Source organism: Duganella sp. CF517, from assembly GCF_900110275.1.
Classification (GTDB): Bacteria; Pseudomonadota; Gammaproteobacteria; order Burkholderiales; family Burkholderiaceae_D; genus Rugamonas.
Genome location: NZ_FODC01000002.1, coordinates 536018 through 550348 on the forward strand (window position 1 = coordinate 536018; position 14331 = coordinate 550348).

At 67.8% G+C, this 14331-nt stretch carries 14 protein-coding genes; 6 read left to right on the forward strand and 8 right to left on the reverse strand.

From position 1 onward, the window contains the following. Positions 1–6 precede the first annotated feature (6 nt). The 5 genes from BMX85_RS09350 to BMX85_RS09370 all read right to left on the reverse strand — a co-directional run bounded on the left by BMX85_RS09350 (position 7) and on the right by BMX85_RS09370 (position 5116). Positions 7–636: a M17 family peptidase N-terminal domain-containing protein gene (locus BMX85_RS09350; RefSeq protein WP_143067940.1), complete on the reverse strand. Its 630-nt coding sequence runs from the start codon at positions 634–636 to the stop codon at positions 7–9. 351 nt (positions 637–987) lie between these two features. Continuing rightward, on the reverse strand, positions 988–1728 hold the full coding sequence (locus BMX85_RS09355; RefSeq protein WP_090316223.1) for an SDR family oxidoreductase: 741 nt from the start codon (positions 1726–1728) through the stop codon (positions 988–990). Between the two features lie 2 nt (positions 1729–1730). Next, the gene (locus BMX85_RS09360; RefSeq protein ID WP_090316224.1) at positions 1731–2882 is read right to left on the reverse strand and encodes an alkene reductase; all 1152 of its coding nucleotides are present in this window, start codon (positions 2880–2882) and stop codon (positions 1731–1733) included. Positions 2883–2921: 39 nt separating this feature from the next. Next, positions 2922–4379: an NAD-dependent succinate-semialdehyde dehydrogenase gene (locus tag BMX85_RS09365; RefSeq protein WP_090316227.1), complete on the reverse strand. Its 1458-nt coding sequence runs from the start codon at positions 4377–4379 to the stop codon at positions 2922–2924. Positions 4380–4507: 128 nt separating this feature from the next. Then, positions 4508–5116 (reverse strand): TetR/AcrR family transcriptional regulator, encoded by a 609-nt coding sequence (locus BMX85_RS09370; RefSeq protein WP_090317642.1) that lies wholly within the window; start codon positions 5114–5116, stop codon positions 4508–4510. A gap of 114 nt (positions 5117–5230) precedes the next feature. Between BMX85_RS09370 and BMX85_RS09375 the strand changes: the two genes are divergently transcribed. Together BMX85_RS09375 and BMX85_RS30930 are read left to right on the forward strand one after the other, a co-directional pair. Then, positions 5231–5440, forward strand: coding sequence for a hypervirulence associated TUDOR domain-containing protein (locus BMX85_RS09375; protein ID WP_090316231.1), 210 nt, complete (start codon positions 5231–5233; stop codon positions 5438–5440). A 91-nt stretch (positions 5441–5531) separates the two neighbouring features. Beyond that, positions 5532–6260, forward strand: a complete 729-nt coding sequence (locus tag BMX85_RS30930; protein ID WP_229210368.1) for an NAD(P)-dependent alcohol dehydrogenase — start codon at positions 5532–5534, stop codon at positions 6258–6260. Here BMX85_RS30930 and BMX85_RS09385 read toward each other — a convergent pair. Further along, a complete protein-coding gene (locus BMX85_RS09385) occupies positions 6178–7080 on the reverse strand; it encodes an AraC family transcriptional regulator (protein WP_090316234.1) in 903 nt (300 codons plus the stop codon). The genes BMX85_RS30930 and BMX85_RS09385 overlap by 83 nt on opposite strands. A 214-nt stretch (positions 7081–7294) precedes the next feature. Here BMX85_RS09385 and paoA point away from each other — a divergent pair, with 214 nt between their 5' ends. The 3 genes from paoA to paoC are packed head-to-tail and all read left to right on the forward strand — an operon-like array spanning position 7295 to position 11087. Next, positions 7295–7924: an aldehyde dehydrogenase iron-sulfur subunit PaoA gene (gene paoA, locus BMX85_RS09390; RefSeq protein WP_090316236.1), complete on the forward strand. Its 630-nt coding sequence runs from the start codon at positions 7295–7297 to the stop codon at positions 7922–7924. After that, positions 7921–8880 carry an FAD binding domain-containing protein gene (locus BMX85_RS09395; RefSeq protein ID WP_090316239.1) on the forward strand — a complete coding sequence of 320 codons (960 nt, stop codon included), beginning with the start codon at positions 7921–7923 and terminating at the stop codon, positions 8878–8880. The genes paoA and BMX85_RS09395 overlap by 4 nt, the downstream gene beginning before the upstream one ends. After that, positions 8877–11087 carry an aldehyde oxidoreductase molybdenum-binding subunit PaoC gene (gene paoC, locus BMX85_RS09400; RefSeq protein WP_090316242.1) on the forward strand — a complete coding sequence of 737 codons (2211 nt, stop codon included), beginning with the start codon at positions 8877–8879 and terminating at the stop codon, positions 11085–11087. The genes BMX85_RS09395 and paoC overlap by 4 nt, the downstream gene beginning before the upstream one ends. An 18-nt stretch (positions 11088–11105) precedes the next feature. Here the strand turns inward: paoC and BMX85_RS09405 are convergent, their stop codons facing one another. Beyond that, positions 11106–12041, reverse strand: a complete 936-nt coding sequence (locus tag BMX85_RS09405; protein ID WP_090316245.1) for an AraC family transcriptional regulator — start codon at positions 12039–12041, stop codon at positions 11106–11108. A 169-nt stretch (positions 12042–12210) separates the two neighbouring features. On the opposite strand from BMX85_RS09405, the gene BMX85_RS09410 reads away from it, so the two are divergent. Further along, positions 12211–13260, forward strand: a complete 1050-nt coding sequence (locus BMX85_RS09410) for an NAD(P)-dependent alcohol dehydrogenase (protein WP_090316248.1) — start codon at positions 12211–12213, stop codon at positions 13258–13260. Between the two features lie 39 nt (positions 13261–13299). On the opposite strand, the gene BMX85_RS09415 is transcribed toward BMX85_RS09410, so the two are convergent. Continuing rightward, a complete protein-coding gene (locus tag BMX85_RS09415) occupies positions 13300–14229 on the reverse strand; it encodes a LysR family transcriptional regulator (RefSeq protein WP_090316251.1) in 930 nt (309 codons plus the stop codon). Between the last annotated feature and the right edge of the window lie 102 nt (positions 14230–14331).

Consider the following 14331-nt stretch of genomic DNA (forward strand, 5'->3'; position numbering starts at 1 on the left):
GCCGATTCAATACCGGGCGAACGCGGCGGCGAACGCCTGCGCCGCGCCGGCCGCCCGCGCCGCGCCGACATCGAAGGTGCAATGCCGCAGCGCCGGTGGCGGCGCCAAGCCTCCGACGGCCAGCGCCAGCTCGGCGCGCAAGGCGCTCAGCATGCCGTCCAACATCACCGCCGGCATGTCGAGCGCGGCGTTGTCGGTGTGGCCGGCGTCGAGCACGCTGGGCGCGAACGCCATCGAACGGGCGCCGTGGCGGATCGCTTCGCGCATGGCCACACGGGTGGCCTGGCGCAGCCGTTCCGCGTCGAGCGTGGCCGGATCGCCCAGCCCGATCACCAGCACCGCGCGCGGCAACATGCCCGGCGGCGGCGACGTGATCAGCATGGTTTCCATCGGCTGCGCGCGGAAGGCGCGGGCCTCGCGCATGCGGGTCAGATGCCCGCCCAGCGCCTGGTCCAGTCCCAGCAGCCCGCCGGCGATGGGCGCGCCGCCGACCTCGCGCTCGAACATGCACGCGACGCTGAAGTCGACGTCGGCATGGGCCGGCCCCCAAGCGACCACGTCGAACACGACGCCATCGGTGGCGCCGATCGGCAGGCGTACGGGAGTGGAAGTTGCGGCGTGGTCGGTGGCAGTCATGGCGCGGTCCTCGATATCGGAGAAAGGCCCGATCTTACCGCCGGCACGTGCGGCACCGAACCCGCCAAAAGGCAGGGACAACGAAAAAAACGGCCCTTGCGGACACTGCCGATTGGCCCTGCCGCGCGCCGCCCCGGGACGGTCCGATGAATCGGGTTCCCCCGCCCTGGCGGTGAGCCGGTCGACGATTTTTCCCAACAGCGCGGCGAGCAACGCTGCGCGCGTTGGAAAGTGGCGGTAGAGCGTGCCGATGCCGACGCCGGCCCGACGGGCGGCATCGCGAGGCGCTCATCCACGTCCACGCGGCGGGCATCAATCCACCCGCCGCCGCCGACGACGCCGCCGTAACTGTTAGAACACCTGGCGCGTCGGCCGCAGCACGATCTCGTTGATGTCGACGTCGGCCGGCTGCTCGATGGCGAAGGCGACCGCGCGCGCCACCGACGCGGCGGGAATCGCCTGCTTGTAAAAGTCCATCACCGTTTCCGCCGCCGTGCCCGACGTGCTGTGTTTCAGATCGCTGTCGACGGCGCCCGGCGCGATCGACGTCACGCGGATCTGGTCGCCCACTTCCTGCCGCAGTCCTTCGGTGATGGCCGAGACGGCGAACTTGGTGCCCGAATAAACCGTGCCGCCCGGCGCGAAGACCTTGATGCCGGCCACCGAGCTAAGGTTGATGATGTGGCCGCTTTGCTGCGCGAGGAAGCGCGGCAGCACGGCGGCGATGCCGTACAAGGTGCCCTTGAGGTTGACGTCGATCATCGCGTCCCACTCGTCGGTATTGACCTCGGACATGGGCCGGATCGGCATCAGTCCGGCGTTGTTGATCAGCACGTCGAGCTTGCCGAAATCGGCGACGGCGGCCGCCACGACGGCCTCGACCTGCTTCTTGTCGGTGACGTCGAGGCTGTAGGCTTTGGCGCTGCCGCCGGCCGCTTCGATGCCGGCGACGACTTCGTCCAGCTTGTCCTTGCGGCGCGCGCCGATCGCCACCTTGGCGCCGCGGCTGGCCAGCAGGCGCGCCACCTCGGCGCCGATGCCGGTGCTGCCGCCGGTGATCAGCACCACTTTGTTTTCGATATTGTCGTTCATGATTAATCCTTGTTGGTTGTGATGGAAGTTGTCTCGGCAAACGCCGGGTAGTCTGTGTAGCCCTGCTCCGTGCCGCCATACATCGTCGCCGGATCAACCGCGTTCAACGGCCAGCCGTTGGCGATGCGCGCCGGCAGATCCGGATTGGCGATGAACGGCCGGCCGAACGCGATCAGGTCGGCCAGCCCGGTCTCCAGCAGCCGCTCGCCGCGCTCCGCCGTATAGCGGCCGGCGTAGACGATGCGGCCGCTGAAGGCGTCCCGCACAGCGCGCCGGAACTGCTCGGGCAGATCGGGCGCGTGGTCCCAGTCCGCCTCGGCGATCGACAGGTAGCCGACGCCGGCCTGCTCCAGCACCTTGATCGCCTCGATGTAGGTGGCGTGCGGATCGTCTTCGACGAAACCGATGTAGACGCGGTCCTCGTCGGTGCTGGTGAACAGCGGCGTGAAGCGCACGCCCATGCGTTCGGGACCCACCACGGCGGCGACGGCGGCGACGACTTCGCGCAGGAAGCGCAGGCGCTTCGCCAGCGAGCCGCCGTATTCGTCGGTGCGCGTGTTGGCGTGGCCGGAGATGAACTGGTTGACCAGGTAGCCGTTGGCGGCGTGGATTTCGACGCCGTCGAAGCCCGCCTCAAGCGCGTTGCGCGCCGCCTGGGCGTATAACCCGACCAGTTCCGCGATCTCGGCCACGCTCAACTCGCGCGGCATCGAAGGCGCCACCAATATGCCCGCGCCGGGACCGGTTTCGATGAAGGCCTTGGCGTTCAGCGCCGGCAAGGCCGACGGCGCGACAGGCGCGGCGCCACCCGGTTGCAGCGCGGTGTGCGAGACGCGGCCGACATGCCACAGCTGCGCGAAGATCACGCCGCCCTCGGCATGCACGGCCCGGGTCACCTTGCGCCAGCCGGCGATTTGCGCCTGGCTGTAGATGCCCGGCGTCCAGGCGTAGCCCTGGCCGCGCGGCTCGATCTGCGTGCCCTCGCTGACCATGAAGCCGGCGCCGGCGCGCTGGCTGTAGTACTGCGCCATCAGGTCGGTGGGGATGTCGCCGGGCTGCGCGGCGCGCTGGCGCGTCAGCGGCGGCAGGACGATGCGGTTGGCCAACTGGTGGCGTCCCAGGGTGACGGGTGCGAGGAGTTTTTTACTGTTCATGGTGTGCCTTTGGGTTGAATGTTGTTTTCGTGCGCGCCGTTACAGGCCGCCGAGGCTGACATATTTGAGGTGGAGGTATTCGTCGATGCCCTGGGTCGCGCCTTCGCGGCCGATGCCGCTGTCCTTGACGCCGCCGAACGGCGCGACTTCGGTCGTCACCAGTCCTTCGTTGACGCCGACCATGCCGCTTTCCAGCGCCCGCGACAGGCGGAACACGCGCGACAGGTTCTGGCTGTAGAAATAGGCGGCCAGCCCGAACGGGGCGGCGTTGGCCGCGTCGACCGCCTCCTGTTCGTGCGTGAAGCGGAACAGCGCCGCCACCGGGCCGAACGTCTCCTCGTGCGCGATCAGCATGTCGGCGCTGGCGTCGGCGATGACGGTCGGTTCGAAGAAGGTGCCGCCGAGCGCGTGGCGCCGGCCGCCAAACAAAATCCGGCCGCCCTTGGCCCGGGCGTCGGCGATATGCGCCTCGACCTTGGCGACCGCCGCCTCGTTGATCAGCGGTCCTTGCTGGACGTCGGGCCTGAAGCCGTTGCCGACCTTGAGCGCGGCGACCCTTGCGGTCAGGCGGCGCGCGAATTCGTCGTAGACGCCGTCCTGCACATAGAAGCGGTTGACGCAGATGCAGGTTTGCCCGCTGTTGCGGAACTTGGCGGCGACGGCGCCGTCGACGGCGCGTTCGATGTCGGCGTCGTCGAAGACGATGAACGGCGCGTTGCCGCCCAACTCCAGCGACAGCTTTTTCATCGTCGCGGCCGATTGCTGGTACAGCAGCTTGCCGATCCTGGTCGAACCGGTAAAGGTCAGCTTGCGCACCCGCGCATCGGCCACCAGTTCGCCGCCGATGGCCGCCGCGTCGCCGGTGACGACGTTGACCACGCCGGCCGGCACCCCGGCCGCCTCGGCCAGCACGCCCCACAGCAGGCCGCAATACGGCGTCAGTTCCGACGGCTTGACGACGACGGTGCAGCCGGCCGCCAGCGCCGGCGCGATTTTGCGCGCCAGCATCGAGAACGGGAAATTCCACGGCGAGATGGCACCCACCACGCCGACCGGTTCGCGCGTCACCAGGATTTGCCGGCCTTGCCACGGCGACGGGATGATCTCGCCGTTGATGCGGCGCGCCTGCTCGGCGAACCACTGGATGTAATCGGCGCCAAGCTTGATTTCCGCGCGCGCCTCGGCCAGCGGCTTGCCCTGCTCGAGGGTCAGCATGGCCGCCAGGTCATCCAGATTGGCGCGCACCGTGGCGGCCATCTTTTGCAGCACGTCGGCGCGCTCGTTGGCGGTGGTCATCGACCAGGAAGCGAAGGCGGAGTGCGCGGCGTCGATGGCGCGCCGGGTGTCGGCCGCGCCGGACCAGGCGATCGATCCGAGCGCCGCGCCGGTGGCGGGATCGTCCACGTCGTGCCGCGCGCCATCGGCGGCGGCGACCCATGCGCCGCCGATGAAGTTGGTCTCACGCAGCCAACCAGAGGATTTGATATGTTCGAGCATCGCATAACCTTTCTGTTTCGAGAGTTCTCGCCGCGCAAAGGCGGGATATTGAACGTTATTAGTAGACTAGTCGTCTAGAAAGCCGGCAAAAAAAAGCATTTCGAATGAAATGCCCTGTTGCACCCCGTTCAAGCCGGGGCTAGATGCAGAATTTGCCTGGTCGTCCGCAGCGCCGACGCGAACGGGGTGGTGTCCCGCACGATCTTCACCATCACGCTGGCGCCCAGCCACAGTTGATACAGGCTGCTGGCCGTGTCCTGGACGTCGCCGTCGATCGACAGCGATCCCTCGGCCACGCCGGCCTCGATGGCGGCGGCCAGCCTGCCGACGATGCCGGCAGTGCCGCGTTTCATCGATAAGCGCATCGCCTCGGACAAGTCCGCCACTTCGGCGCCCAGCTTGACGGCCAGGCACTTGCCCTGGCAATCGTAGAACGACTGCGAGTTCTGCCACGCCTGCCAGTAATTCATCAGCCGCTGCGCCATCGTCAAACCGGACTGGCCGAGCGTGGCGTCCATGTCGGCCAGATAGTCGTCGAAATACGCTTCGAGCATCGCCTCGCCGAACGCGTCCTTCGAACCGAAGTAATGATAGAAGGAACCCTTGGGCACTCCGGCCGTGGCCAGGATCTCGTTCAGGCCGACGGCCGAAAAGCCCTTGCCCGCCATGATGCGCTGGCCGGTGGCTAGGATGTTCCCGCGAACATCGACGTTGTCGGAGGTGTGTGCTGTGCCCATGAACATCACTATAGCACAACTAGACCAGTCGTCTACACTTTTCTTGCGCGGTAACGTACGCGGGGAATAAAGGATTCATGATCCAATCGGCGGACACTCAAACAGGGAGGCCGTATGACGGACCAATTCAAGGCGGGCGACAAGGTGCAGTGGCACTCGCCGCAGGGCGTGGTACATGGCAAGGTCAAGAAAAAGCTGACCTCCCCCACCCACATCAAGGGGCACGAAGTGGCCGCGTCGAAGGACCATCCCGAGTATCTGGTCGTCAGCGACAAGACCGGCGCGGAAGCGGCGCACAAGGCCGACGCGCTGAAAAAGATTTGAACCTGCTTCCGCGCCCGCTCAGCATGGTGCCATAATCTGGCACCATGTCGCTCTACACTGGATTTCTTTACATTCACCAAGAGAATCCAGCATGAGCACGATGAAACGACTTCAGTATCACCAGTACGGCGGCCCGGAGCTGATGCGGCTTGAACACTTCGACCTGGATACGCCGGGCAGGGGTGAAGTGGCGGTACGGGTCCAGTTCGCAGCGATCAACCCGATCGACTGGAAACTGCGCCAGGGCGTGATGAAGATGATGACAGGACAAAAATTCCCGCGCGCCATGGGCTTCGACTTTTCGGGCACCGTCATCGCCGTCGGTCCGGAGGTGGCGCGCCTGCAGCCCGGCGACGCCGTGTTCGGCTTGGCGCGCTTCAAGGAAAGCGGCGCGCTGGGCCAGGCGCTGGTCACCAACGCGAAATTCGTGGCCAAGAAGCCAGACGGCGTCTCGTTCGCGGACGCCGCCTGCCTCGGCACGCCGGGCATGACGACCTGGGGCAGTTTGATCGACAAGGCCCATCATCCTCGGTTTCATCGACACGCAACGCTTCATCGCCGCCTGGTGCGAGTCGCTGGGCGACTTCCACATGTTCCACGCCGCGCGCGTCGTGAAGGCGGACTTCCTCGACGAGCGCTACGAGGACAGCCGCCGGCAATTGGTCAAGGAATGGCATACCCGGGCCAAGCTGCATTGCCACCGCTCCGATTGCGCCTGACGACGCCGGCCGCCGCCCCTACAGCGCGCCACCCTGGTCGCGCAGCGCGCGCACATCGCGCATCGGCGACAGCCCGAACACGCGGCTGTATTCCCGGTTGAACTGGCTGGCGCTTTCGTAGCCGACCTCGAAAGCGGCGCTGGCCGCGTCCAGGCCGTCGGTCAGCATGCGGCGGCGCGCTTCCTGCAAGCGCAGCTGCTTTTGATATTGCAGCGGACTCATCGACGTCAACCGGCGGAAATGATGGTGCAAGGTCGATACCCCCATGCCGGCCACCGCCGCCAGGTTTTCCACCCGCAACGCCTTGGTGAAGTTGGCGCGGACCCAGGCCACCGCCTTGGCGGTCCGGTGGCTGTGGTCGCCGTTGGTGGCGATCGCGCGCAGCCGGCTGCCCGCCTCGCTTTGCAAGACCCGGTAGATGATTTCCCGTTGCAACAGGTCACCGAGGAAACGCGCGTCGCCCGGCGTATGCAGCGCGTCGACCAGCCTGCCGAAGGCGCCGATGATGTCGGCGGTCGCCGCGCCGGTTTCCATGCCGAACGAATCGCCGCCTGCTCCGGCGGCGGGCTCGGCGCCGGCGATCACCTCGGCCACCAGCCGCATGTCCAGCCCCAGTCGCAGACACATGTACGGCAGCGCCTCGCTGGCCTCCATCACCTGGCTGGTCACCGGCAGCTCGATCGAGGTCAGCAAGAACCGCGAGCGGTCGTAGATGAAGGTGTGGGTCCCCAGATGCACATGCTTGCTCCCCTGCACCACCAGCGCGATGCTGGGGGTATAGGTGATCGGCAGCGGCTGCGTGGCGGCCGTGTGGCGATACAGGGTCAGCTGGGGAATGATGGTGGGGTTTTCCTTCGACAACGCGAACGGCGCGCACTTGCGCGCCAGCTCGTCGCACAGCATGTCGACCGGTTTTTCCACTGATGCGCCAGATGCCAAAGTGATCCTCCTGTTTTCGTGTCGATGATACCGAGTGCGGGTGGCAACTGGCTAGCGGAACATCGACGACCAGAGTATCAGGCAATCAATCCAGAGGAACGGGATACCGCTCAGCCCGGTGAAGCGTCACACTGGTCTGCGCGATCAGGCAATCACGCCAGAACGCGTTTTCGCCACCGACCACCGGAGTTCGCGCATGAAAAGCCTCACTGGCCCCGACGTAACACGACGCACCTTCCTGGTCTCCAGTTCGACGGCCGTGGCCGCGACCATGGTGCCCGGCGCCGCGCGCGGCGCGCCCGCCGCCGCCCCCTCGATGACCACCACCGCGCTCGAAGTGAACGGTACCACGCACCGGCTGGAACTGGACACGCGCGTCACCCTGCTCGACGCCCTGCGCGAGCATCTGCACCTGACCGGCACCAAGAAGGGCTGCGACCACGGCCAGTGCGGCGCCTGCACGGTGCTGGTCAACGGCCGCCGCGTCAATTCCTGCCTGACCCTGGCCGTGATGCATGACGGCGACCGCGTCACCACGATCGAGGGCCTGGGGACGCCGTCGACGCTGCATCCGATGCAGGCCGCCTTCGTCAAGCACGACGGCTTCCAGTGCGGCTACTGCACGCCTGGGCAGATCTGCTCGGCCGTGGGCGCGCTGGATGAGCTCAAGCGCGGCGTGCCCAGCCACGTCAGCGCCAGCCTGGCGACGGTTCCCCTGGTGACGGCGGACGAACTGCGCGAACGCATGAGCGGCAATATCTGCCGCTGCGGCGCCTACTCCAACATCATCGAAGCGATCACCGAGGTCGCGGAGGGCAAGGCATGAAAACGTTCACCTATCAGCGCGCCCGCACACCGGCCGAGGCCGCGGAAGCGGCGGCGCGCCATCCCGGCGCCCGCTTCATCGCCGGCGGCACCAACCTGCTCGACCTGATGAAGCTGGAAATCGAAGCGCCGGCCCACCTGATCGACGTCAACGGCATCGGCCTGGACAAGATCGAGCCGACGCCCGAGGGCGGCCTGCGCGTGGGCGCGCTGGTGCGCAATACCGACCTGGCCGCCGACGCGACCGTGCGCAGCGGCTACGCGGTGCTGTCGCGCGCGCTGCTGGCCGGCGCCTCGGCGCAACTGCGCAACAAGGCCACCACCGCCGGCAACCTGCTGCAGCGCACCCGCTGCCCCTACTTCTACGACACCAACCAGGCGTGCAACAAGCGCCAGCCCGGCAGCGGCTGCTCGGCGATCGGCGGCTATAGCCGGCAACTGGCCGTGGTCGGCGCCAGCGACGCCTGCATCGCCACCCATCCCAGCGACATGGCGGTCGGCATGCGCGCGCTCGACGCCGTCGTCGAGACGGTGCGCGCCGACGGCGCCGGCCGACGGATTCCGATCGCCGAGTTCTATCGGCCGCCGGGCGCCACGCCGCATCTGGAGAACGCGCTGCTGCCCGGCGAACTGATTACGGCGGTGGTGCTGCCGGCGCCTGTCGGCGGACGCCACCACTATCAGAAGGTGCGCGACCGCGCCTCCTACGCCTTCGCGCTGGTGTCGGTGGCGGCAATCGTCCAACCGGACGGCGGCGGCCGCGTGGCGCTGGGCGGCGTGGCGCACCAGCCCTGGCGCAGCGCGGCCGGCGACGCCGCCCTGCCCCGAGGCGCGCGCGCGGTCATCGCCGCCCTGCTCGGAAAAGCCGCCCCCACCAAAGACAACGCGTTCAAGGTCGCCCTGGCCGAACGCGCGCTGCAATCGATCCTCGCCGATGGCGGAAAGGCCAAGTCATGAAATTCGATAAACCCGCCACCACCAATCCCATCGACCAGTTGCGCGTGGTCGGCAAACCGGTCGACCGCGTCGACGGCCTGCTCAAGGTCACCGGCGGCGCCTCCTACGCCTACGAGCAGCACGCCGCGGCGCCCGGCGCGGCCTACGGCTACGTGCTGGGCGCGGCCATCGCCAAGGGCCGCATCGACAGCATCGACACGGCCCGCGCGAGGGCCGCGCCGGGCGTGCTGGCGGTGGTCACCGCCGACAATGCCGGCAAGCTCGACAAGGGGGAGTTCTATGCCGGCCGCGCGCTGGCCGGTCCCGCCGTCGACCATTATCACCAGGCGGTGGCGCTGGTGGTGGCCGACACCTTCGAGCAGGCGCGCGCGGCGGCCGCCCTGATCAACGTGCGCTACACGCGCAGCGCCGGCGCCTTCGACCTGGCGGCCGCGAAGGACGGCGCGCAGCCGCCGAAGCCGGGCAAATTCAGGCCACCGGCGCAAACCGGCATCGGCGATTTCGACGGCGCCTACGCCGGCGCGGCGGTCAAGCTCGACGCGACCTACACCACGCCGGACCACGCGCACGCGATGATGGAGCCGCACGCCACCATCGCCGCCTGGAACGGCGACCAGCTGACTTGCTGGACCGCGATCCAACAAGTCAACTGGGGCCGGCGCGACCTGGCCAGGACGCTCGGCATCGCGGTGGACGACATCCGCCTGGTGTCGCCGTACATCGGCGGCGGCTTCGGCGGCAAGGGCACGATCCTGTGCGACGCCGTGCTGGCGGCGCTGGGCGCGCGCGCCGCCCAACGCCCGGTCAAGGTGGCGCTGCAACGGCCGCTGATGTTCAACAATGTCACGCACCGGCCGGCGACGATACAGCGCATCCGCATCGGCGCCACGGCGGCGGGCGACATCGTCGCCATCGGCCACGAGAGCTGGTCGGGCAACATCGCCGGCGGACGCCCGGAGGCGGCCACCGCTCCGACCCGCCTGCTGTACGCGGGCGCCAACCGCATGACCAAACTGAAACTGGCGCAGCTGGACCTGGCCGAAGGCAGCGCCATGCGCGCGCCGGGCGAAGCGCCGGGCATGATGGCGCTGGAAATCGCCATGGACGAACTGGCCGAGAAGCTGAACCTCGACCCGATCGCCTTCAGGGTCCGCAACGATACGCAGGTCGATCCGGAAGACCCCAAGCGGCCATTCTCGCAGCGGCAGCTGATCGCCTGCCTGCAGACCGGCGCGCAGCGTTTCGGCTGGAGCCGGCGTCCCGAGCGTCCGGCCGGCCGGCGCGACGGACGCTGGCTGACCGGCTACGGCGTGGCCGCCGCCATCCGTGGCGCGCCGGTCATGGCCTCGGGCGCGCGCGTGCGCCTGGACAAGCGCGGCGTGGTGACGGTGGAAACCGACATGACCGACATCGGCACCGGCAGCTATACGATCATCGCGCAGACCGCCGCCGAGATGATGGGCGTGGCGCTCGACCAGGTGGTGGTGCGCCTGGGCGACTCGCGCTTTCCGGAGTCGGCCGGTTCCGGCGGCCAGTGGGGCGCGGCCTCGTCGACGGCCGGCGTGTACGCCGCCTGCGTCCAGCTGCGGGAGGCGGTGGCCAGGCAGCTCGGCTTCAACGTGGCCGACGCCACGTTCGCGCAAGGCCAGGTCACATGGGGCGGGCGCAGCGTGGCCCTGCAATCGGCCGCGCGCGAGCGCGAACTAATCGGGGAAGACAAGATGGAATACGGCGACCTGGCCACGCGCTTCGCCCAGCAGACCTTCGGCGCGCACTTCGCCGAGGTGGCGGTGGACGCGTACACCGGCGAGATCCGCATCCGCCGCATGCTGGCCGTGTGCGCGGCGGGGCGCATCATCAATCCGAAGACGGCGCGCAGCCAGATCATCGGCGGCATGACGATGGGCGCCGGCGCCGCGCTGATGGAGGACATGGTGGTCGACAAGCGTGCCGGCTACTTCGTCAACCATGACCTGGCCGGATACGAAGTGCCGGTGCACGCCGACATTCCGCACCTGGATGTGATCTTCCTCGACGAGGCCGACGCCACCGCCGGCCCGCTGAAGGCCAAGGGCGTGGGCGAGCTGGGGATCAGCGGCGTGGCGGCGGCCATCGCCAACGCGGTGTACAACGCCACCGGCATACGTGTGCGCGAGTATCCGATCACGCTCGACAAGTTGATCGGCGAACTGCCAAAGGTGGCGTGAAGCCTGGCCGCCCAGGGGTTAGCTCCCCTCGGCGGCCCGGCCGCGCATCTCCATGATGTCGCGCTTGGGCGATAGTCCATACAGCCGGCTGTACTCGCGGCTGAACTGCGACGGGCTTTCGTAGCCCACCTTGTAGGCGGCGCTGGCGGCGTCCAGGTGCTCGCTGAGCATCAGGCGCTTGGCCTCGTTCAACCGCAACCACTTCTGGTACTGCAAGGGACTCATCGCGGTCAATTGCCGAAAATGCTGGTGGAACGTGGTCGCGCTCATTTGCACCCGCGCCGCCAATTCCTCGACGCGCAGCGACTGCGTGAAATTCGATTTGAGCCAATCGATGGCCTTCGTGATCCGGTGTCCCTGGCTGTCGACCGCCGTGATCCGCCGCAGGCGCGCCGCCTGGTCGCCCCGCAGCAGCCGGTAGTAGATCTCGCGCTGGATCAACGGCGCGATGACGGGTATGGCCGCCGGATCGTCCAGCAACGCCAGCAACCGCTCCAGCGGCGCCAGGATATCGTCCGTTGCCGCGCCGATGCCTATGCCGGCGCCGGCGCCGGCTGCCGTCCCGTCGAGCGCCGGCAGGCCGCCCATCGCGATCAGTTCCGCCAGCGCGCGCATGTCGAGCTTGAGCATCAGCCCCACGCAAGGCTGCGCCGCGCTGGCCGTGAGCACCTCCGAGCCGCCGGGCAAATCGAGCGACGTCACCAGCAGCCGCGAACTGTCGTACAAATACCCTTCGCCGCCGACCCACAAGCGCTTGGCCCCCTGCGCGACGAACACGATGCACGGCTCCACCATGCACACCGTCGGCGGCGCGGGCTCGTCGCGCCGGAAAAAGCGCAGGTGCGGAATCGCCGTCTCATAGTCGCCGGTTGCGCTCAACCGGTTTTCAATGATGCTGGCCAGCGCCCGCTGATGCGCGCCGCGCGGCGCCGCCTTGTCGTCTGTCGATCTCATTTCCGCTCACTTCCTCCTGTACGAATTTTAGCTCGCCGGGGCGGGCGCCGACTACCGAAAGACCGCGCCGCCGCTGGATCGGGCAAGAATTGCGGCGGAACGGGCTAACGATTCGGACGTCCAGACATGGAAAATGTCCATCTGTTCAAACGCACCAAGGAGCCCCACCATGCAAGTACAAGCCTACGGCGCCCACGCCGCCGACAAGCCGCTCGAATCGCTGGCCATCACCCGCCGCGCGCCGGGCGCCCACGATGTCCTGATCGACATCGCCTTCTGCGGCATCTGCCACTCGGACCTGCACCAGGTGCGCTCCGAATGGGCCGGCACGCAGTATCCGTGCGTGCCGGGCCACGAGATCGTCGGCCGCGTGTCGGCGGTCGGCGCCCACGTCACGGGCCACAACGTCGGCGACCTGGTCGGCGTCGGCTGCCTGGTCGACAGCTGCCAGCATTGCGCCGAGTGCGACGACGGCCTGGAAAATTATTGTGACGGCATGGTGGGCACCTACAACGCCCCCACGCCGGACGCGCCGGGTTGGACGCTGGGCGGCTACTCGGAAAAAATCGTCGTGCACGAGCGCTACGTGCTCAAGGTGCGCCATCCGGAGGAACAACTGGCCGCCGTCGCCCCGCTGCTGTGCGCCGGCATCACCACCTACTCGCCGCTGCGCCACTGGAACGCCGGTCCGGGCAAGAAAGTGGGCGTGGTCGGCATCGGTGGCCTCGGCCACATGGGCATCAAGCTGGCCCACGCGATGGGGGCCCACGTGGTGGCCTTCACCACCTCCGACGCCAAGCGCGAGGCGGCGGTCCAACTGGGCGCGGACGAAGTGGTGGTCTCGAAGAACGCCGACGAGATGGCGGCCCACGCCAAGAGCTTCGACTTCATCCTCAACACGGTGGCGGCGCCGCACGACCTCGACGCCCTGCTGGTGCTGCTCAAGCGCGACGGCACCATGGCCCTGGTGGGCGCGCCGGCGACGCCGCATCCGTCGCCCAACGTCTTCAACCTGATCATGAAGCGGCGCTCGATCGCCGGCTCGATGATCGGCGGGATACCGGAAACACAGGAGATGCTGGACTTCTGCGCCGAGCATGGCATCGTCGCCGACATCGAACTGGTACGGGCCGACCAGATCAACGAATCCTATGAGCGTATGCTCAAGGGCGATGTGCGCTACCGCTTCGTGATCGACACCGCCACGTTGGCGCGCTGAGGTTCAAGGCAGCATCACGCCGCATCATCGGCGGTGCCGCTAGCGCGGCATCGCCGACAATTTGCGCGCCAAGCCCTCGCGCTCGAACGCCGCCACCACGAAATCGACAAAGGCGCGCGTCTTGGCAGGCAACTGCGTGCGGCTCGGGTAGTACAGCGAGATCATGCCGGCATCGACGTACCACTCCGGCAGCAGCCGCACCAAGGCGCCTTGCCGCACGGCCTCCAGCACGTCCGACATCGCCAGCACCGCAACGCCGACACCCATCACCGCCGCCGCGCACACCGCCTGCGGATCGCTCAGCACCGCCAGCGGGCGCATTTCCAGCCCGGCCTCCTCCCCCGCGCCGTTACGCATGGTCCAGTCGCGCAACCGGCCGCTTTGCAGGAAGCGCATGCCTATCGCATCGGCGTCCGCCAGCTCGCTCGGGTGCGATGGCACGGCGCGGCCGGCCAGCCAGGACGGCGCGGCCACCGCCACCAGGTGCGCCGGCGCCAACGCGCGCGCCACCACGCCGGGATTGAGGTGGAAGCCGCCGCCGATGGCGGCATCGTAGCCCTCGCCGATCAGGTCCACCTGGCGATTCTCCAGATGCCATTCCGGCCGTATGCCGGGATACCTTTCAAGAAAGGCCGGCAGCTGCGGCAGCACGTAGCCGATGCCGAAGTTCGGCGCCAGACTCACCTTCAAAATACCCGTCGGCCGCTGCTGTTCGGTCGAGACGTCGGCCAGCGCCGCCTGCAGGCCGTCCAGGTTGGAGCCGATGCCGGCCAGCAGGCGCTCGCCGGCCTCGGTCAGGTGCAGCCGGCGCGTGGAGCGCTGGAACAGGCGCGCGCCCAGGTTTTTTTCCAGCATGGCGACATTGCGGCTGACCGCCGCCGGCGTCAGGCCGAGCCGCCGCGCGGCCTCCGAAAAGCTGGCCGCTTCGGCCGCCCGCACAAAACATTCGAGATTGCTGAGAGTTTCCATCCCCTCATCTTATACCAATACTTGAAGATATTTAAAGCCATTCAGCACTAATCAGAGGGGAATAAAAAGCGGATAGTAGACCCATCGACAAACCACTTGAAG